This window comes from Roseiterribacter gracilis, assembly GCA_018332375.1.
GTDB classification, from domain to species: domain Bacteria; phylum Pseudomonadota; class Alphaproteobacteria; order BOG-932; family Roseiterribacteraceae; genus Roseiterribacter; species Roseiterribacter gracilis.
Genome location: BOPV01000001.1, coordinates 2,678,397 through 2,698,688 on the forward strand (window position 1 = coordinate 2,678,397; position 20,292 = coordinate 2,698,688).

Sequence of the window (20,292 nt, forward strand, 5' to 3'; positions counted from 1 at the left end):
AACGCCGAGGCTACTACGCCGCGACGCCAGCGCTCAATTTTGCGGAATTGTCGAAGGCAAGCGTGACACACGTGCCGGTCGGTCCGGTCGTCGTCGACAACTCGGCGCCAAGTGCGGTCGAAAAGGCGCGGATCAACCTCGTACCGAGGCCGGTGCCGCGTGCGGGACCGTCGCTGCTGAAACCGACGCCGTCATCTTCGACGATCAACTTCACCAGATCTTCGTCGACGCGCAACGTCACGCGCACTTCGCCGTTGCCGTCGGGATAGGCGTATTTCAGCGCGTTGGTCACCAGCTCGGCGGCCAGTAGACCGAGCTGGATCGCCGTGTCGGGCGGCAGGCGCAGCGGATCGATTTGCACCGTCAGACGTTCACCGGTGCCGCGATCCAGCGCGCCAGCCAGATCGGTCAATAGCCGCGGCAGGTAATCTTCGAGCGGCACTGATTCGAAATCGTCGTGCGCGTAGAGATAGCGATGCACCTGCGCGATCGCGGTGACGCGTTCCTGCGCCTGTACCAGCGCCGTGCGCACGGTCGGATCCTGAATCTCGCGCTCCTGCAACCGCAGCAGGGATTGCGCCATCGCCAGGCTGTTGGCGATGCGGTGATTCATTTCGCGCAGCATCAGACGCTGGCGCTCGACCAGCACCGCATTGGCGGCATCGGCTGCGTTTTTGGCGCGGCGCAACTGCTCGGCGCCGAGGCAGGTTTCGATCGAGGCCAGCAGCAGTGGAAAGAAATCGGGCCCGACATGTTTGACGAGATAGTCGGATGCGCCGGCCTTCAGTGCCGCAACCGCAATCCGGCTTTCGTCCGACCCGGTGAGATAGATGACGGGCGGCGCGCCCGGCACTGCACGCACCGCTTTCAAGGTCGCCAGGCCATCCATCGTCGGCATGTAATGGTCGACGACCACCACGTCGAACGGCCGCGCGCGCAGCAGTTCCAGCGCCGCTTCACCGTCATTGGCGATCTCGACTTCGTAGCCCGCGCGCGTCAAATGCCGCTGCGCCAGAACGCGCAGCGCATCATCGTCGTCGACGAACAGAATGCGCGCAGCTGCGGATGTCACGATTGCGCCGGAACCTGGATGATCGACAGGAACAGACCGAGCTGGCGGATCGCGTTGGCGAAGCGCTCATACTCGACCGGCTTGGTGATGTAGACGTTGCAACCCAGCTCGTAGCATTTCTGGATCTCGGTCTGGTCGTCGGTCGTCGTCAGCACGATGACCGGTGTGGCGCGATGGTTGGGGTCGGATTTGACCTTTCGCAGCACGTCGATTCCCGACATGTCGGGCAGGTTGAGGTCGAGCAGCAACAGACAGCCGCCCGCATGCGCCGCGCACTGCGCATCGAGATGCGCCAGGCCCGACGTCGCATCGGCGAAGCGATGGATCTGGTTGCTCACGCCGGCGCGGCGGATATTGCGCTCGATCAAGGTCGCGTGACCGTCATCGTCTTCAATCAGAACGATGGAAACCGGATTCATTCTGCTCTCCCTGCAACTCGCCCCGCTTGCCGCGGGAGATCGACAATGAAGGTGGTGCCGGCGCCAGGCTCGGACTGCAAATCGATCGACCCTTCCATGCGCCGCACCATCGCGCGCACATGCGCGAGCCCAATGCCTTCGCCTGGTTGCGTCTGCGCGCCGGCGCGACGAAACAATTCGAAGACGCGTTCGCGATCTTCCGGCGCAATGCCGCGCCCGGTATCGCGCACTTCGTAGACGACACGGTCGCCTTGCGCGCGACCGGCAATCTCAATCGACAGTTTGCGCGTTGGATCGCGATACTTGATCGCGTTGTCGATCAGATTGCCGAACACTTGTTCCAGCGCCAGACGGTCGCCGAAAATCGGCGGCAGGCCACTGACTTGAATCGACGCGTCGGTTTCTTTGACCTGATGCTCGACCGCGCGCAGCTGCGCATCGATCAGCTGGTTCATGTCGATCTTCTCATTGCCGAAGGCGCGACGGCCTTCGCGCGACAGGCGCAGGATCGCATTGATCAAGCGATCCATCTTGGTCGTCGCAGCGCGAATGAAGGCGATCGACTCGGCGATCTGCCCGTCAATTTCACGCACCTTGGCAGCCATAGGATCGGGCGCATCGCGCAATGCAATCGCGAGATCCTGGCGTGACGCATCGAGTTCGGACGCAAACCCCATCACATTGACCAGCGGCGACCGCAGGTCGTGGCTGACGATATAGGCAAAGCGCTGCACTTCTTCGTTGGCTTCGCGCAGATCGGCGGTGCGGCGCTCGACCTCTTCTTCCAGCCCTGCATTGGTATCACGCAGCGCGCGCTGCGAACGCGCCACGGCAACGACCGCGGCCCCGCCCAGCACCAGAATGCCAAGCGCCGCAATGGCGGTCGCGACAAAGGCTTTGTGCGTATCGACGGTCGCCATCCCGGAGCGCTGGCGCAGCAACTCGTCTTCGGTTGCGCGCATGCCGTTCAAGATGTCGCGGATCTCGATCAACTGGCGCAGCCCGTTGTCGGTTCGCACGATCGCGAGTGCTTCGTCGGCCTTGCCTGCTTGTTCGAGTTCGAGCGTGCGATCCATCTCCGCGAATTTCGCGGTCATCAGCGGCTGCAACCGGTCGAGCGCAGCCTGCTGTTTCGGATTGTCGACGGTCAGCAGGCGCAACCTGTCGTGCGCCGCCTGCGCCGACTGGCGTGCGTCGCGATAGGGTTCGCCGTAGCGATCTTCGCCGGTCAGCAACTGGCCGCGTTGCGCGCTTTCGGCACGCTGCACCGCGCTGCGCAATTCACCGATTGCGACTTGCACTTCCAACGTGTGCTCGACCAGCGCGCGCGACGCCAAGCTCGCCCGCACGCCGCCATAGGCGAACCACGTCGCGACGGCGAGCAGCAGCAAGCCACCGATCAACGACGGCAAGGTGGCGCGGGTCAGAGAAGCGCGAGTCGGCATCGGACAGCACGACTACCCGGAGCGTAGCGCCTGCGGAAGTATGTGGAGCTTGAGTTAGTTACTCATTCACATCGCGCAAATGCGCGAGATCTTCGAGCCATTTGCGTGTGGCGCTTGGTGAATCGAGCCGCCAATGCGCCAGCGTTGCGCGCGGCGTGCCGACAAGAATTCCAGCACCGCCGCGCGCCGCCACTTCGGCAAATCCGTCTTCGTCGGTGCGATCGTCGCCGACCATCACGGGCGTGCGTCCCGCGAACGGCGGCATCGCGCACAGAACCGAAATCGCCGTGCCTTTGCTGAGGCCGCGCGTGCGGATGTCGAACGCCATCTTCGCCGAGGTTGCTTCGACACGCGTCTCCAGTCCCGCCAGAATCCGCGGCAGCGCCGCGCGAATCGCCGATTCTGCTTTGGGCGCCTGGCGATAATGGATGGCGGTCGACACACCTTTTGGTTCGACGAAGACGCCGGGCAAGGTTCCAGCCAGCATGTCGAGCCGCGCGGTTGCGATCGCAACCGCCTGCGCGTCGGCATGCACGATCGGCGGCATGTGCGGAGTCAGACGGATTTCGCCGCCATGTTGGCCGGCACCGGGAAACCGCCACGGCGCAAACAGCGCATCGAGCGTGCCAAGCGCGCGACCGCTGACCAGCGCCAGCGCGCCGTTCAACCGGCGCGACAAAGACTCAAGCGTGTCGATCAGCCCGTCCGGCACCACGACCTCGTCCGGCGTCGGAGCCAGATCGATCAAGGTGCCGTCGACATCGAGAAACAGGGCCCATTGATCGGGCCCAGGTCGAGGGGGGGCCTCGACCAGGGCTGCGAGGGGGGCAAACGGGTCGAGCATGGTCGATATGGCGCGCATCGTGGTCAGAACGGGGCTGGAAGGCCATGGTTTCCGGCCAAATGCGGCGAAATCGGCCTAGAACCGGCCTCTACCCTGGACGGACGGCCTGCTTGGCGCCATGTTCCGGGTCCGCGGACGGCCCCGGCCGGCCGCGGCTCAATCCTATTCGCGGTCTGCCCGCGCGCCGATGTCCGGCGCATTCGGCGTTTCCGCACCGGAGTTCGTTGTTATGTCGATCGGTACCGTCAAATGGTTCAATGCCACCAAAGGCTACGGCTTCATCGCGCCGGAAGATGGCGGCAAGGACGTGTTCGTCCATGTTTCGGCAGTTGAAGCTGCCGGCCTCACCGGCCTCAATGAAGGCCAGCGTGTTGGCTTCGAACTGGAAACCCGCCAGGGCAAAGTCTCGGCGGTCGGTCTGACGACGAATGTCTAAAGAAGAAACCCTCGAATTCGAGGGTGTCGTGCTCGAAATTTTGCCGGAGGCGCGTTACCGCGTCCGGTTGGAAAACGATCACGAGATCTTGGCCTACACGGCAGGCCGCATGCGCCGTCACCGCATTCGTACGTTGGTCGGCGACCGCGTGCGCGTGGAGATGACGCCGTACGATCTGACCAAAGGCCGAGTGATCTTTCGCCACAAGGACGAACGCGCGCCGACGCCAACCGGCGGTCCGCCACGTCGTCCCGGTGGACAGCAGTTCAAGCGCCGCTAATCGGCGTCGCTTTCTCGCTGTGTTGAACTTCGGCGGACGAACAGTCCGCCGTTTTCATTTGCGGCGCCTACTTCCACGCGGCGCTGAACGGGACCATGCGCTGGTTCACCTCGTCCCACAGCGCCCAACGCCAGTTCGTCAGGCCAGCGCGTAAATTCAGCACCGGCGCATCCTGCAATTGCGGCAAGGCGCGGTGGCACGCTTCGAGCCGGTAGTTCGGCACGCGCGGCGACAGATGATGCACGTGGTGAAAGCCGATATTGCCGGTGAACCACTGCAGCACACGCGGCAGTTTCAGATACGAACTGCCCTGCAGCGACGCATCGAACGCGCTCCAATTCTCGTTGCCGCGCCACAGCGTGTCTTCGAACCGGTGCTGCACCGAGAACAGCCATACGCCGACGATCGACGACACGGCCAAAATCGGCAGCTGCACCAATGCAACTTGAGCGAAGCCGAAGACGAGCCCCAGCCCGACAATCATCACCAGCAAAGCGAGATTGGTGAGATAGACGTTGCGACGTTCGCGCTCCCAGCCCTTCGGTGAATCGAACGGCGTGCGGTAGAGCAGCAGAAACACGCAGGGCGGCAGCAGAACCAGCGAGAACAACGGATGGCGCACAAAGCGCGTGGTGAAACGCTGCCACGGCGACATGGCGCGATATTCATCAACCGTCAGACACGTCGAATAGAGGTCGACATTGGCGCGGCGATCGAGATTGTTCCAGTTCGCGTGATGCCCGGCATGTTGGCGGCGCCAATGCGCATAGGGCGTGAATGTAACCAGGCTGCAAATATGGCCGAGCAGATCGTTGGCCCAGCGCTGCTGAAAGAACGAACCGTGCCCACAATCATGTTGAATGATGAAGATCCGCACGACGAAGCCACCTCCGAGCACGGTGCAAATCGCCATTAACCAGATTGGCATGTCAGGCCACGCGTAACGCGCAGCGCAAATCGCCAGAAACGGCCCGAATGAGGTCAGAATCTGCGCCAGGCTGCGTATAAGTTCGGGCGATTCGAACACCATCACCGCACGACGGAGCGCACGGCTCGCGGTTTGGTCGAGCGAGCTTCCCTTTATTTGAATTTGCTCCATGTTAGCTGCATGCCTCACATCAACGGCCCTCGCTTCCAACTCGACGACGTCGTTGCGTTTCATCGCAGCGAACGGCTTTCGCCTGCACACCCCACCGGGCGCTTCGTCGTTGTCGGCCGTATGCCGCAGGACGGTGCCGGAGCTTATCAGTATCGCCTACGTCCGGTCGAAGCCGGCCCGTTGCGAGTCGCGGTTGAAGACGAACTGACCCGACCAGTCTAAACAAGACCGATAGGTCTTGCTTCCTTATTTCGTCTGCCACGCGAATTCATCGATCGGCGACCCAAACGGTCGCTGGCCGCGTTCCCAGTAGGTTTGCGACGCTGGTCGCTTCACGCGATCCAAGATGCCGCCCACTCAGAACTTCACGCCACAACTGACCCGGCGGGAGCTGGATCGTTGCATCGGCGCGCCGCCAATCAATTGACTCGCCAACCAATAAAGGCGCCATGCGCCGCCCCGCCAGCACAAGCAACGTGCGGCGCGGATTGCTACGCGTGAAGCCGACAATCCGATCGGCATCCGCTCCCGCAGCAAAGAGCGGTTGATAGTCACCAGTTGCAAATAGATTGGGATGACGCCGGCGCAAGCGCAGCAGGCCACGTAACACCGATAATTTTGTTCGCCCGGTGCGAAGATCATCGCTCGTCCAGGCCGGCGCTTCGTCGCGCAACATGCCAGCGCGCAACGCATAATCGACCGGTCGCCGATTGTCCGGATCAGCCAACGACAGATTCCACAGCTCGGCACCCTGATAGATGTCGGGGACGCCCGGCACGGTCAGGCGCAACACCGTTTCAGCAATCGAGTTCATGCGCCCCAGCGCAACGACGCGCGCAAGAAACGCATCGACCGACGCGCCGAACGCTGCGTCGGTCGCGCAACGGCGTGCAAAGCCAACACAATCCCGTTCGTATTCTTCGTTGGGATCGATCCAGCTCGTGCCGAGCTTGGCTTCGCGCAGTGCTTTCTCGAAATATACAGCGAGGCGATCAGGATAGGTCGCATCCGGCGTATCGGGCCAGGACGCGATCAGGGTTTGAAACAGAAAATACGCGTCGGCATCGCTCGGACCGGCCGTGCCGCGCCACGCATAGCTTTGCTGCATCCAGCCTTGCACCGCGTGGTGCCAGTCATCGGCATATTCCGACAATGTCGCCAGCCGCGCGCGCGCATCTTCACCGCGCTTGGTGTCGTGCGTCGACGAAGCCAACAAAGTCTTCGGCCAATGGCGCGACCGGATTCGGTTGGTGGCGTGGAATTCTTCGACCGTCGCACCAAAGCGCGCTGGATTGCCGCCGACTTCGTTCAACGCCAACAACCGCGCGTGCCGATAGAACGCGGTGTCCTCGACCGACTTGGCCATCACCGGTCCGGTATATTGCTGGAAGCGTTGAATCAGCGCTTCGACGTCGCCGCCGCTATAATCCGCGTCCTGCGCCAGATCGCCGGTCAGCGCGCGATGTGCGAAGTCGATTGCGCTGACATCGGGCCCGATCCAATGCAGCTTCGCAATTTCGACCGCTTGCGCCAGGCGTTTGCGATCTTCGTCGCGCGCGCCGCGTTCGGCGATATAGGTGCGATACACCTCCATTGACGCAACGATCTCCGCCAACGCCAGCTTCAGACGCGGCACGGTGAAGTCGCGAGTCTTGACCGACTGTTTCGCCAACCGGTCGAGCTGGTCGGCAAGCCGTTCGAGCTCGCTCGACAACACGCTTTCCATCGTCTGGTGCTTGGCTTCGCGCGCAACCGCATCGAAGCCGCGCGTGTCACCCGACATGTCGCGCCACAGTGACGTCAACACCGCCTCGCCCGCCGGGTCGACATGCAGCCCGGTCAGCAACGTCGCAACTTCGTAGCCGGTCGTTCCGGCGGCGCGCCAAACCGGGCGCAGCGCTTCGTCGTCGGCCAGAATCTTTTCAACCCAGATCGGCACGTCGTCGGCGCGTTGCGGCCGGTAGCGCCCGGCGAATTCCTGCAGCCGCGCGAGATATTGCGCCGGATCGGCAAGCCCATCGATGTGATCGATGCGCAGGCCCTGAATTGCGTCTTCGGCAAATAGACGCGCCAGACCGCGATGCACCGCCTCGAAGACTTCGGGGTCTTCGACGCAAATGCCGGCCAAGTCGTTGATGTCGAAGAAGCGGCGATAGTTGATTTCGTCGGCCGCGGTGCGCCATGCCGCCAACCTGTAATGCTGTTTCTCCAGCAGCTCGTGCAGCGCGGCGGGCTGGATCGACGTGCAGATCTGTTCGATTTCTTCGCGCGCAACTTCGTCGGCCTGCACCAGTTGCGCCAACGCCGCCTTGGCTTGCGCCGTCTTCAAACGCGCTTCGGTCGACGCCGCCGGTAGATCGTCGAACGCCCTGGCTGCGTCGGTGCATGCTGCGTGTTCGCATTGATGCAGGACATCGGCATACGAATCCGGTCGCAGCGGAAACATATGCTCGTGGTACCAGACGGCGAAACCGCCGGCGTCGAAACGCAATTCCAGCTCGCCCGACTCCAGCACCACGCCGTACTGATCGCCCAACAGCGGCAACAGGATCTTTCCCTGCAGCAAACGGCGCGGGCTGTTCCAATCGATGTCGAAATATTTGGCGAAGGGCGAGGTAGGCCCCCACTCCAACACGTCGAGCCACCAGACATTGCCCGACCGGTTGACGCCCATATGGTTCGGCACGAAGTCGAGAATCTGCTGCAGACCATTGGCGCGCAGCGCTTCGATGAAGCGGGCGAATCCTTCTTCGCCGCCGATTTCGGGGTTGATCATGCCGTGATCGGTGACGTCGTAACCGTGGGTCGAACCGGCGCGCGCCGACAGAAAACTCGACGAATAGACGTGCGTTACACCCAACGACGCCAGATACGGCAGGACCTTCACCGCATCGTCGAAGGTGAAGTCGGCATTGAATTGCAGCCGGTACGTCGCCGACGGCACCGACAGCGGCAACACCGCTTCTTCATCGGGCGCACGGCGCGGTCCGCCACGCTCGGCCGCAACCGCCTGCACCACGTCGAGAACGCGATTGTCGGCAAACATGGCTGCAAGATCGAACGGCAGCTTGTTGCGCCAATTCGGATGCTCGTCATACGTGCCTGGCAGATTGACCTGCTGCGCTTCGGGCAACAGATCTTCGAATTGCACCATCACCAGCCGCGGCGCGCCCCGCCCCAGCGCCGTGTAGAGAAGACGCGCGGGCGGAATCTCGTCCGACAGAACCGCATCCGGTTCGATCTTGCGCGCGAGGTCTTTCAGCCCTTCGCGTTCGCGCGTGCGATTGCCTTGCCACCGGCGCGCCGCATCGTCGTCGACGAGCCCCAACCGTCCGCGCAGCGCAATATCGTCGCCGCGCCAGAAGGATCCCAACGGCGGCAGATCGTGCGTACCGATGCAACCGAGCGCGTCGGCAGGCCAATCGTGTGGATCTTTGAAGCGCGCGTCGTCCTGTTCGAAATACAAAACCTTGTACGAAAGAATGCCGACGCTCTGCAGCTTCTCGCTGACGCCGGGCGGCAAGGTGCCGAGATCTTCGCCGATGACGAGGCAGCGCGCGCGCACCGATTCCAGCGCAATCACCGCCAGCAACTCGTCGACTGGATAGCGCACATACAGGCCCTGGCTCGGCTTCATGCCCCAGGGAATGCAAAAGAGGCGGATCAACCCCAACACGTGATCAATGCGCAGCACGCCGACGCCGCGCATCGCGCTGCGGATCATCAGCATGAACGGCAACAATCCTTGTTCGCGCAACGTGACCGGATTGAACAGCGGCAGCCCCCAATCCTGCCCCTGCGTCGACATCGCGTCGGGCGGCGCGCCGATCGAAAGGCCCGATACGACGGTTTTCTGATTCCACCAGGCTTCGCTGCCGCCAGCATCGGCGCCGACTGCGAGATCGGCATAGACGCCGAGGCGCATGCCTTCGACCTGCGCCCGCGCACCGGCGCGCGTCGCTTGCTCGTCGATGACGAATTGCAGCCATTCGTGAAAGGCGACTTCGTCGGGATGGTCGGCGGCGAATTGCAACGTCTCGGGCGAGTCGGGATTGCGATACGCTTCGGGCCAGCCGCGCCAGTCGCGCTGCGAGAAATCGCTGGCCGACAACGTCGCGCGCAGCACTTCGAACGTCGCCAACCGGCGCAAGCTCGAACCTTCGCGCACACGATAGGCGTCGAATCGTTTGCTGCCGTGCGTCTGCACATGCTGGAACAAAATCCGCAGCACGCGCAGTTTTGCCGCGGCAACGCCGGCATAATCGACCAACGGCACCGCGCGCAGCCGGCCCAGCTCGCGCTGGAAATCGAGACTCGAAACCAGCGCCTGCGCCTCATCACAATCGGCGAATTCTTCGATCGCTTCGACGTCGAGATAGAGATAGTTGCGATAGAGGCGCGTCGACGGGCTGTAGGGGCTGACGCGTTCGGGTTCGTCGGGAAACAACGCGTGCAGCGGATTGATGCCGACCGCATCGGCGCCCATCGCCGAGGCGCGTTCGATCAGATCTTCGAGATCGCTGAAATCACCAATGCCCCAATTGCGCGGACTGCGGAGCGCGTAGAGCTGCACCGCCATGCCCCAATAGCGTCCGGGCTCGTCACCTTCGCGCCACGGCTGGAAACATTGCGGCGGCGCCACGATCCAGCGCGCGGACGCACGTTCGCCATCGAACGTCACGGTCAGCGTGTGATAGCCGAGCGGCTGGTCTGCAGGCAGATCCAGCGCACGCCGATCGAACCGCTCGCCGCCAAGTTCGATCGTTTCAACCAACCGCAGGCTGAACGCGTCGTGCGTGAAGCGCTCGCTGGTTCCGTCTTCGCGCACCAATTCGACCGCGATGTCGCCCGACGTTTCCGCCGGCAGCGCCAAGATCACTGGCGATGCGAGAAGGATCGGCGGAACCAGGCGCGCTTCGCTTTGTCGTCGCACGCGCAGCTCGGCCGCGACCGGATCGTCGCCCAGGCCAAGCGCGGCAAGCACGCGTTCAACCGCTTCTTGCGGCGCTTCGCGTTCGGTGCCCCACGCGTCGCGATAGCTGATTTCCAGCCCGACACGGCGGGCCAGACGCAGCCAGGGATCTTCGAACGCCATCAGTGCGCCCGCCGGTCTACAGCAAAGGCGACCGACCAGGGCGCCAGCAATTCGCCCGCTTCGCCTTCGATCAACCGTCCTTCCAGCGCCTCGCCGCGCAGCGCGCTTGCATTGCTGCAATTGGCGAGCAGCCGCAATGCGCTGCCGTCACCCAATCGCCAGACGACGCGCAGCACCGCATCGTCGACGCGATATTCTATCCCGCGTGCACCGAGCAGAAGAGGCGTGATTTCTTTGGCACGCAGAGCCAGCAGCCGCCGATACAGCGCCAGGCGCTTGGCGTGCGCGCCGGTCTCGACTTCGTCCCAGTTCAGCTTAGCGGCAAGAAAACTTTCTTCGCCGCACGGGTCGAGCCCCTCGCCTTCGAATCCATGTTCCTGTTTGCGCGCGGCGCGGATCGCGTCCGCCAGCTCGTCGCCCATCTGCGCAAAATACGGCCAGGGCGTCGACGCGGCCCATTCTTCGCCCATGAACAGCAGCGGCGGCTGCGGTTGCAGCAACAGAATCCGCGTCATCGCACCCAACGCAACCGGATCGGCAAGCGCATCGATCCGCTCGCCATGCACGCGATTGCCGATCTGATCATGGTTCTGCAGAAACGGAATGAAGCCGCTGGACGGCAGACGCGCACTGCCCTCGCCGCGCACGAAACCTTCGGCCAGCACCTTGCCCAGCTTCGCAACCGTGTCTTTGGTGAATGGCTTGTAGTAGCCCTGCTCCTCGCCGGTGCAGAGGACGTGCATGACATGATGCATGTCGTCGTTCCACTGCGCGTCGTAATAGAGCGGGCGCCCGCTTGCATCACGATCGAGATAGCGCACTTCGTTGCGTTCATTCTCGATCACCAGCAAGACCGGCCGGTCGCGACGATAGGCGCGGAGCGCCGATGTGATCGCAAGCATGATCTCGTCGTCGTAAATCGCGTGCACGGCGTCGAAGCGTAGCCCGTCGAGATCGAACTCTTCGAGCCAGTACAGCGCATTGTGCCAATAGAAATCCCGTACCGGCTGCTGCGCGAAATTGATCGCGGCACCCCACGGCGTCTGGTGCGCATCGGTGAAGAAGTCGGGCGCCAGCGCGTTGAGATAATTTCCTTCCGGCCCGAAGTGATTGTCGACAACGTCGAGCAACACCGAAAGGCCGCGTTCGTGCGCGGCTTCGACCAGCGTTTTGAAGTCGTCCGGCGTGCCGTAGGCTTGTTCGGGCGCGAAAAGCTGGACGCCGTCATAGCCCCAATTGCGTTTCCCCGGACATTCCGCGATGGGCAGAATCTCCAGCGCCGTCGCGCCCAGCGCGCGAATGTGATCGAGATGTTGGATCGCGCCCAGGAACGTGCCATCGCGGCTGAAGGTGCCGATATGCAATTCGTAGAGCACGGTTTCTTCCCACCGCCGGCCGCGCCAGCCGAGATCGCGCCATGCATATGCATGTGGATCGACCACCTCGCTGGGCCCGTGCGGCCCGTCGGGTTGGCGGCGCGAGGCTGGATCGGGAACCGCAAGACCGTCATCGGCGCGATAGCGATAGAGCGTGCCCGCAGGTGCCGCGATCGTCAGCGACCACCAACCTGCTTCATCGCGCTGCATCGCATGGGTCGCACCACCTTCGATCAGCAGATCGAGCTTGTCGGCGCGCGGGGCCCAGACACGAAAGCGCGTCGTGCCGTCGTGCAGCTGCGCGCCCCACGGCATGTCGTGCCGGCGACGGATCATTCCGCTTCGAAGAGTTGCAGGCTCCGATCGACGACGGTCAATCGGTCGCCTGGATGGAGAATTGTGCCGTCGCCGCGGCCAGTGTCACTGGCCGTGTCGAGCATTGCGCGCCAACCGCCACCGAAAATCTGCGGCGGCACGGTGAATTCGACCGGTTCGAAATGGCCGTTGCAAATCACCCACAAAGCCGGCGCGCGACCGGCCGGGGCAATGACGAACGAGAACAGGCGCGCATCGGGAAAGTCCCAATCTTCCTGGTTGGCTTCGGTACCGTCGGGCGTCACCCAGGTGATGTCCTTGATGCCGGCTTCACCGCTCGGCTGCCCGGTCAGAAACCGCGCCCGGCGCAAATTCGGATGTGCTTTGCGCAAACGGATCAACGTGCGCACGAAGTCGAGCAACGAGCCGTCGCCCGGAATCGGTTCGGGCCAATCAACCCAGCCGATTTCATTGTCCTGCGCATAGGCGTTGTTGTTGCCGTTCTGCGAGTTGCCGAACTCGTCGCCCGCCAACAACATCGGCACGCCCTGGCTGAGAAACAGCGTCGCCAGCAAATTGCGCTGCCGGCGCGCGCGATTGGCGAGAATCTCTTTGTCGTCGGTCGGGCCTTCGACGCCGCCATTCCAACTGGAATTGTCGTCCGACCCGTCGCGATTGTCTTCCAGGTTGGCTTCGTTGTGCTTGCCGTCATAGGCAACCAGATCGGCAAGCGTGAAACCGTCATGCGCCGTCACGAAATTGACGCTCGACCACGGGCGGCGTCCGCGATTGCCGTAAATATCGGCCGATCCGGTGATGCGTTTCGCCATGTCGCCGATCAAGCCGCCGTCACCGCGCCAGAATTTGCGCGCGGTATCGCGAAACTTGTCGTTCCATTCCGACCAACCAGGCGGAAAGCCGCCGACCTGATAGCCGCCCATACCCATGTCCCATGGTTCAGCAATCAGCTTCACTTTGCTGAGCACCGGATCCTGGCCGATCGCTTTGCAGAAGCCGCCCCACGGATCGAATCCGTTCGGTCCGCGTCCCAACGTCGTCGCAAGGTCGAAGCGGAATCCGTCGACGCCCATTCCTTCGACCCACCAACGCAGGGAGTCGAGCACCATCTGCAGCACGCGCGGATGATGCAGGTTGAGCGAATTTCCGCAGCCGGTGAAATCGTCGTAGAAGCGACGATTGTCGGGCATCAGCCAATAGTAGCTGGCGTTATCGATGCCTTTGAGCGACAGCGTCGGGCCCATGTGATTGCCTTCGGCCGTGTGGTTGTAGACCACGTCGAGAATCACCTCGATGCCGGCATCGTGCAGCTTCAGCACGGTCGAGCGAAACTCGTCCGGCGTGCCGTAACGTTGTTCGGGCGCGAAGAAGGCGATCGAATTATAGCCCCAGTAATTGGTCAGCTGCTTCTGCACCAAATACCGGTCCTGCACGAAGCCATGCACCGGCAGCAATTCGAGCGCCGTGACGCCCAGCGCCTGCAGATGTTCGACGATCGCATCCGAAGCCAGCGCCGTGAACTTGCCGCGCAGATGGCCCGGCACGCCGCCATTGCGCATGGTCAGGCCGCGCACATGCGCTTCGTAGACGATCGTGTCGGTCCAACGGATGTTGGGCCGGCGATGATTTGGAATGGCGCCGTCGACCAGCACGCATTTCGGCATCTGCCGCGCATTGTCGCGACGGTCGAACGACAAATCTTCTTTGGCATGGCCGACGCGATAGCCGAAATGCGCGTCGGTCCATTGCAGATCGCCGCGCAACTGCTTTGCGTACGGGTCGAGCAGCAGCTTGTGCGGATTGAAGCGATGTCCCGCGCTGGGCTCGTACGGGCCGTGCACGCGATAGCCGTAGATCTGCCCCGGCCGCGCGTCCGGCAAATAGCCGTGCCAGACCTCGTCGGTATATTCGGGCAAGGTGATGCGTTCGATCTCGCGCGCACCGTTGGCGTCGAACAGGCACAATTCGACTTTGGTCGCGTTGGCCGAGAAGAGCGCGAAATTAGCGCCGCGCCCGTCCCAAGTCGCGCCGAGCGGAAACGGCAAGCCCGGCTGCAGCCGCGTGCTTCGAACGAGCGCCATGTTCAAACCGCCGGAACGAGAATCAGTGTTGCCAACGGGGGCAGAGTCAGCGCGATCGACCAGGCACGGCCTTGGCTGCCGATTGGTTCGGCCTCGACGCCGTCGCCGTTATGCACGTTCGAGCCGCCATAAAAGTGGCTGTCGCTGTTGAGCGCTTCGCGCCATCTGCCCGGCCCCGGTACACCGACGCGATAGTGATGCCGCACCGACGGCGTGAAGTTGCAGATGGTCAGCGACGGCGCGTCGCCTTCGTCGCCTTTGCGCAAAAAGGCGATGACTGAATTCTGGTTGTCGGATGCCTCGACCCATTCAAAGCCATGCGGCTCGGTGTCAAAGCGATGCAGCGATGGCGTCGCGCGGTAGAGCGCGTTCAGATCGCGCACCAGACGTTGCACGCCTTCGTGGCCAGGCTGATCAAGCAGGCCCCAGTCCAATTCGCTGTCGTGATTCCACTCGCGCGCTTGCGCGATCTCGCAACCCATGAACAGCAACTTCTTGCCGGGATGCGTCCACATGAACGCGTAGTAGGCGCGCAGGTTGGCGAATTTCTGCCAGGCATCGCCGGGCATTTTCGTCAGCAGCGAGCCTTTGCCATGCACCACCTCGTCGTGGCTGAGCGGCAGAATGAAATTCTCGCTGAAGGCATAGACGAGGCTGAAGGTGATCTCGTTCTGGTGCCAGGCGCGATAGACCGGCTCACGCTCAACATATTTCAGCGTGTCGTGCATCCAGCCCATGTTCCATTTCCAGCCGAATCCCAAGCCGCCGACATAGGTCGGGCGCGACACGTTGGGCCACGCGGTCGATTCTTCGGCCGCCGTCATCGCGCCGGGAAAGCGCTCGTACCAAAGCTCGTTCAGCTTGCGCAGGAATTCGATCGAGCCGAGATTTTCGCGCCCACCGAATTTGTTCGGCACCCATTCGCCGGCCTTGCGGCTGTAATCGAGATACAGCATCGACGCGACTGCATCGAAGCGCAGCCCATCGATATGAAACCGCTCGCCCCAATAGATCGCGGCGCCGGTCAGGAAGTTCGACACTTCCGGCCGTTCGAGATTGTAGATCAGCGAATTCCAGTCGGGATGAAATCCCTGGCGCGGGTCGGCATGTTCGTAGAGATGCGTGCCGTCGAAATCGCCGAGCCCATGCGGATCATTGGGAAAATGCGCTGCGACGTAATCGACGATGACGCCGATCCCGGCCTGGTGAAACGCATCGATCAGATATTGAAAATCCTGCGGCGTGCCGTAGCGGCTGGTCGGTGCGTAGAGGCCGGTCGGCTGATAGCCCCACGAACCATCGAACGGGAATTCATTGACCGGCATGAACTCGACATGGGTGAAGCCGAGATCTTTGACGTAGGGCACCAGCGTGTCGGCGAGGTCGCGATACGAGTACCAGCGATTCCCGTCCCAATGGCGCCGCCAAGAACCGAGATGCACTTCGTAGATCGAGATCGGCGCGCCCGTCGCGTGACGTTCGGCGCGCGATTTCATCCAGGCATCGTCGTTCCATGCGACCGGTGCAGGATCGTCCACGATCGACGCGGTGCGCGGACGAAGCTCGGCGCGAAACGCAAACGGATCTGCTTTCTGCGGCAGCAGCGCACCGTTGGCGTCGAGCAGTTCGAATTTGTAGTGCGCGCCCGGCGCGACGCCGGGCACGAACAATTCCCACGCACCAGCATCATGGCGCAGCCGCATCGGATGACGGCGCCCGTCCCACTGGTTGAAATCGCCCACGACGCTGACGCGGCGCGCGTTGGGTGCCCAGACGACAAACGCGACGCCGGTAACGCCGTCGAGCTCGATCGCATGCGCGCCGAACTTGTCCCACGGACGGTGATGCCGGCCTTCGCGCCAGAGATGCACGTCGAGATCGCCGAGGATCGGCGGGAAGCGATACGGGTCTTCGATGTCGAGCGGACCCAACGGCCAATGCACGCGCCAGCGATAACTGCCAGGCGCACGATCGAGCGACGCTTCAAACAGGCCAGCCGGATGCAGCTTCGTCGCGACGGCAAGCACGGCGCCGTCGCGATCGACGACTTCGATGTTGGCGGCATCGGGCTGGAAGGTGCGCAGCACCCAGCCCTGCTGCAGCCGGTGCGGACCAAGCAAGCCAAACGGATCGCGATGACGCCCAGCAATCAGCGCTTCGATGTCGGCCGTGCTGGGCCGTGCTTCACGGCGCAGTTCGTCGTCCAGCACGGTCATTGTTCCTCCGGCGGAAACAGCAAGGTCAACGCGCCAGCCAACGGAATCACCGCCCAGGCTGGACGGTTCGCGAGCTCGTAATCGATTTCGTAGAAAGCGCGATCGATCGTCGCCGCATCGAGCAGGGCGGACGACGCATCGCCGCTGGCGAACTTGCGATCGCCCGCCAGCGTCTCTTCGTAGGTGGTGCGGAACGCCATCTGCGCGCGCTCGCGCCAGCCGAAGGCCAAACCTTCGACGATGTTGCGGCGTTGCGCCTGGTCGGGCAGCACTTCGCGCAACACCGTCCAGGCTGCGTAGTCGAAGCTGCGCAACATGCCCGCAACGTCGGCGGCGGGCATCGTCTTGTACCGCCGGTCGGCGAGATTCTTGGCCGGCTCGCCTTCGAAATCGACGATCTGGACGTCGGCGCGCGTAATCAGCAATTGGCCGAGATGCAGATCGCCATGCACGCGAATCTTCACGCCATAGTCTTCGCCGCGCGGCAGCGACAGTTTGGCGGCAATGTCGGCGCGACGCGCCAATAGCTGCTCGGCGATTTCGCGCGTCTGATTGTCGAGCGAGCCGAGGCTGCGTTCGAGCCGCGTCAAGGTTGCGTCGATACGCGTACGCCGCGTCGCTTCCCAGGCATCGAAGTCCTGGCTGGTGATCGGCTCAGGCGCGAAGGCAGGCACGTCCGGCCGCGATGCCAAGGCTTGATGCAGTTCGGCCAGACGTCGGCCCATTTGCGCGGCCAGCACCAGATACTCGCCCGCAATGTCGGGACGTGCCGCGATTTCTTCGACCGGCAACAGCGCATGTTCGTCAACGAAGCGGCGCAGCCAGCCGATTGCGTGCGACCAGGCATCGCCCTGGTTCAAGACATAGCGATGCGCAACCGCGAGCGCGGTCGGCGTGCCGCTTTCATCCAGCCGCTCGATCGAACCGAAGAACGTCGGCGTGTTGGCGTAGCCCGCTTCGGTGAGGAAGCGGCCCATCTCGATTTCCGGATGCAGCGACGGTTCGACTTTGCGGTAGAGCTTCACCACCGCGCGCTCGGGAATCAGCATCGAACTATTGGATTGTTCGCCGCCGACCGGCGTCGCCTCGACGCCAGTGAGATCGAGATCGGCGAGCTCGGGCGTTCCACGTGCCACGATGCGCGCACCGGTCTCGGTCAGAACTTCGCGTCCGCTGCGCATCAAGCCCAACAGCATCGGTGCAAAGCCCGGCGTGCCGGCTGCATCGACCAGCACGCCTTCGCGTGGTCCGCGGCGCAGCTTGGCGACGACGCCGGTCAGGCGCGGCGTCGGCAGGTCGCTGAGCGCCGTCCAATCAGCTGCGAAGGGAAGCTGGTAATGTTGCGTCGTGCCGTCCGCGGTCAGGTGATCGACGAACACGAGTCCGGCAACGCCGCTTTCCAGCACGACACGGTCGGTGATGCGCGGCCGGGCACGCGCCGAGGCTTTGTCGGCGAACCAGCGCCGCGCCGCCATCCAGTCGGGCAGAATATCGTGTTCCAGAAAACCGCGATTGCGCTGGTCGAGAACCGGCGCGCCACCGCTCACCACCAAGGTGACGTATTCCGGCAGCATCGTCTGCGCCAACGGTTCGATGTCGTCGGGCAGCTCGCCCGGATCGGCGAGATCGAACCAATAAAACCCGTAAGGCGGCAAAGTCAGCGTGTAGGGCGTGTCGCCGACGATCGGAAAACGTGAACGGCCCAGCACTTCGACGGGTACGCGGCCGCGCCATGCGGAGAGATCGAGGCTGGTCGCCTGCGCCGCGCGCGACAGGTTCGCGATGCACAGCACCGACGTACCTTCATATTCGCGCACATAGGCAAGGATCGGACGTTCCTTGGGATAGAGGAAACGCTGCGTGCCGCGGCCGAACACCTTCGCCCGCGCGCGTCGCGCTGCGATCAGCCGCTTCATCCAATTCAGCAACGACGCCGAGTTGCGCGCTTGCGCTTCGACATTGATTGCCTGAAAGCCGTAGACCGGGTCCTGAATCGGCGGCAGCAACAGCGACGCCGGATCGGCGCGACTGAAGCCGCCGCTACGGTCGGGCGACCATTGCATCGGCGTGCGCACGCCGTTGCGGTCACCAAGATAGACATTGTCGCCCATGCCGATCTCGTCGCCGTAATACATGACCGGCGTGCCGGGCATCGACATCAGCAGACTGTTCATCAGCTCGATCTTGCGCCGGTCATTGTCCATTAGCGGCGCAAGGCGGCGGCGAATGCCGAGATTGATGCGCGCACGCGGATCGGCGGCATAGGTCGACCACAAATAATCGCGCTCTTTGTCGGTCACCATTTCGAGCGTCAGCTCGTCATGGTTGCGCAGAAAGATCGCCCATTGGCAGTTCGCCGGAATGTCCGGCGTCTGACGCATAATGTCGGTGATCGGATGACGGTCTTCGCGCGCCACTGCCATGTACATGCGCGGCATCAGCGGAAAGTGGAACGCCATGTGGCATTCGTCGCCGTCGCCGAAATAATGCTGCGTGTCTTCCGGCCACTGGTTCGCTTCAGCGAGCAAGAAGCGATCGGGAAAGCGCGCATCGAGCGCAGCGCGCAGATCTTTGATGACTTTGTGCGTTTCGGGCAGATTCTCGTTATTGGTCCCGTCGCGTTCGACGAGATACGGAATCGCGTCGAGCCGCAGCCCGTCAACGCCCATTTCCAACCACTGATACATGATCTTGATGATGGATTTCATCACCAAGGGATTGTCGAAATTCAGATCGGGCTGGTGGCTGAAAAACCGGTGCCAGAAATATTGGCCGGCCACCGGATCCCAGGTCCAGTTGGACGTCTCGGTGTCTTTGAAGATGATGCGCGTCTCAAGATATTTCTGATCCGTATCCGACCAGACGTACCAATTCCGTGCGCGCGATCCTTTCGGCGCGCGGCGCGCACGCTGAAACCACGGATGCTGGTCCGAGGTGTGATTGATCACCAGCTCGGTCACGACTTTCATGCCGCGCGCATGCGCTTCGCGCACGAAGCCGCGGAAGTCGCGCATACTGCCGTAGGACGGATTGATCGCGCTGTAGTCCGCAATGTCGTAGCCGTCATCGCGCAGCGGTGACGGATAGAACGGCAACAGCCAGATCACATCGACGCCGAGATCTTGCAAATGATCGAGCCGTTGCGTCAGGCCGGCAAAGTCGCCGACGCCGTCATTGTTGGCGTCGAAGAACGACTTCACATGCAGCTGATAGATGATCGCGTCTTTGAACCAACTTGGGTCCGTCGAGCGCGCCGTATCGGCCTGCGTCGAAGTCGCGATCATGTTTTTGTCGTCGTCAGTTCGGCGTTGCATGCAGCAGCAGACATGGTTCGTCCGGCGTCAGCGTGATCGTCGGCCAGGATTGAAAGGTGACGCTGTGCTGGCGCAGCAGGTCTGTGTAAGTGCCTTGCGACAGTTCGATCGGGCACGACCGGCCGCGTTGCGGGTCGAGCAGGATCGCGGCGTAGATCACGTGACTGCGATCGGGCGCGTCTTTGGCGAAGAACAGAACCTGGTCGTCTTGCGCGTCGAGAAAGCGCGCATTGGCGAAATCCTGCAGCGCCGGATATTGGCGGCGCAGCTGGTTCACGCGAC

General features: G+C 62.8%; 13 protein-coding genes. 3 read left to right on the forward strand and 10 right to left on the reverse strand.

Annotation, left to right across the window (positions count from 1 at the left end):
- Positions 1–13 precede the first annotated feature (13 nt).
- From TMPK1_RS13235 to otsB, 4 genes are read right to left on the reverse strand one after another with little or no spacing between them, the layout of a single operon-like run.
- A complete protein-coding gene (locus TMPK1_RS13235) occupies positions 14–1,072 on the reverse strand; it encodes a sensor histidine kinase (protein ID WP_420243489.1) in 1,059 nt (352 codons plus the stop codon).
- A complete protein-coding gene (locus TMPK1_RS13240; RefSeq protein ID WP_420243490.1) occupies positions 1,069–1,491 on the reverse strand; it encodes a response regulator in 423 nt (140 codons plus the stop codon). The genes TMPK1_RS13235 and TMPK1_RS13240 overlap by 4 nt, the downstream gene beginning before the upstream one ends.
- Positions 1,488–2,936, reverse strand: coding sequence for a sensor histidine kinase (locus tag TMPK1_RS13245; protein ID WP_420243491.1), 1,449 nt, complete (start codon positions 2,934–2,936; stop codon positions 1,488–1,490). Before TMPK1_RS13245 ends, TMPK1_RS13240 begins: the two co-directional genes overlap by 4 nt.
- 58 nt (positions 2,937–2,994) lie before the next feature.
- Positions 2,995–3,798 (reverse strand): trehalose-phosphatase, encoded by an 804-nt coding sequence (gene otsB / locus TMPK1_RS13250; protein WP_420243492.1) that lies wholly within the window; start codon positions 3,796–3,798, stop codon positions 2,995–2,997.
- A 211-nt stretch (positions 3,799–4,009) separates the two neighbouring features.
- On the opposite strand from otsB, the gene TMPK1_RS13255 reads away from it, so the two are divergent.
- Together TMPK1_RS13255 and infA are read left to right on the forward strand one after the other, a co-directional pair.
- Entirely contained in the window at positions 4,010–4,216 is a 207-nt protein-coding gene (locus tag TMPK1_RS13255) for a cold-shock protein (protein ID WP_420243493.1), read from the forward strand.
- The gene (gene infA, locus TMPK1_RS13260; RefSeq protein WP_478212885.1) at positions 4,209–4,496 is read left to right on the forward strand and encodes a translation initiation factor IF-1; all 288 of its coding nucleotides are present in this window, start codon (positions 4,209–4,211) and stop codon (positions 4,494–4,496) included. Before TMPK1_RS13255 ends, infA begins: the two co-directional genes overlap by 8 nt.
- Before the next feature lie 67 nt (positions 4,497–4,563).
- Here the strand turns inward: infA and TMPK1_RS13265 are convergent, their stop codons facing one another.
- On the reverse strand, positions 4,564–5,424 hold the full coding sequence (locus tag TMPK1_RS13265) for a fatty acid desaturase family protein (RefSeq protein ID WP_420243494.1): 861 nt from the start codon (positions 5,422–5,424) through the stop codon (positions 4,564–4,566).
- A 180-nt stretch (positions 5,425–5,604) separates the two neighbouring features.
- On the opposite strand from TMPK1_RS13265, the gene TMPK1_RS13270 reads away from it, so the two are divergent.
- Positions 5,605–5,817: a hypothetical protein gene (locus TMPK1_RS13270; RefSeq protein WP_420243495.1), complete on the forward strand. Its 213-nt coding sequence runs from the start codon at positions 5,605–5,607 to the stop codon at positions 5,815–5,817.
- Positions 5,818–5,863: 46 nt separating this feature from the next.
- Here TMPK1_RS13270 and treY read toward each other — a convergent pair whose 3' ends face one another.
- The 5 genes from treY to treS are packed head-to-tail and all read right to left on the reverse strand — an operon-like array spanning position 5,864 to position 20,010.
- On the reverse strand, positions 5,864–10,690 hold the full coding sequence (gene treY, locus TMPK1_RS13275; protein WP_420243496.1) for a malto-oligosyltrehalose synthase: 4,827 nt from the start codon (positions 10,688–10,690) through the stop codon (positions 5,864–5,866).
- Positions 10,690–12,402 (reverse strand): malto-oligosyltrehalose trehalohydrolase, encoded by a 1,713-nt coding sequence (treZ, locus tag TMPK1_RS13280; RefSeq protein ID WP_420243497.1) that lies wholly within the window; start codon positions 12,400–12,402, stop codon positions 10,690–10,692. The genes treY and treZ overlap by 1 nt, the downstream gene beginning before the upstream one ends.
- Entirely contained in the window at positions 12,399–14,480 is a 2,082-nt protein-coding gene (gene glgX / locus TMPK1_RS13285; RefSeq protein WP_420243498.1) for a glycogen debranching protein GlgX, read from the reverse strand. Before glgX ends, treZ begins: the two co-directional genes overlap by 4 nt.
- 2 nt (positions 14,481–14,482) lie before the next feature.
- The gene (glgB, locus tag TMPK1_RS13290) at positions 14,483–16,696 is read right to left on the reverse strand and encodes a 1,4-alpha-glucan branching protein GlgB (protein ID WP_420243499.1); all 2,214 of its coding nucleotides are present in this window, start codon (positions 16,694–16,696) and stop codon (positions 14,483–14,485) included.
- A complete protein-coding gene (treS, locus tag TMPK1_RS13295; RefSeq protein ID WP_420243500.1) occupies positions 16,693–20,010 on the reverse strand; it encodes a maltose alpha-D-glucosyltransferase in 3,318 nt (1,105 codons plus the stop codon). The genes glgB and treS overlap by 4 nt, the downstream gene beginning before the upstream one ends.
- Positions 20,011–20,292 lie beyond the last annotated feature (282 nt).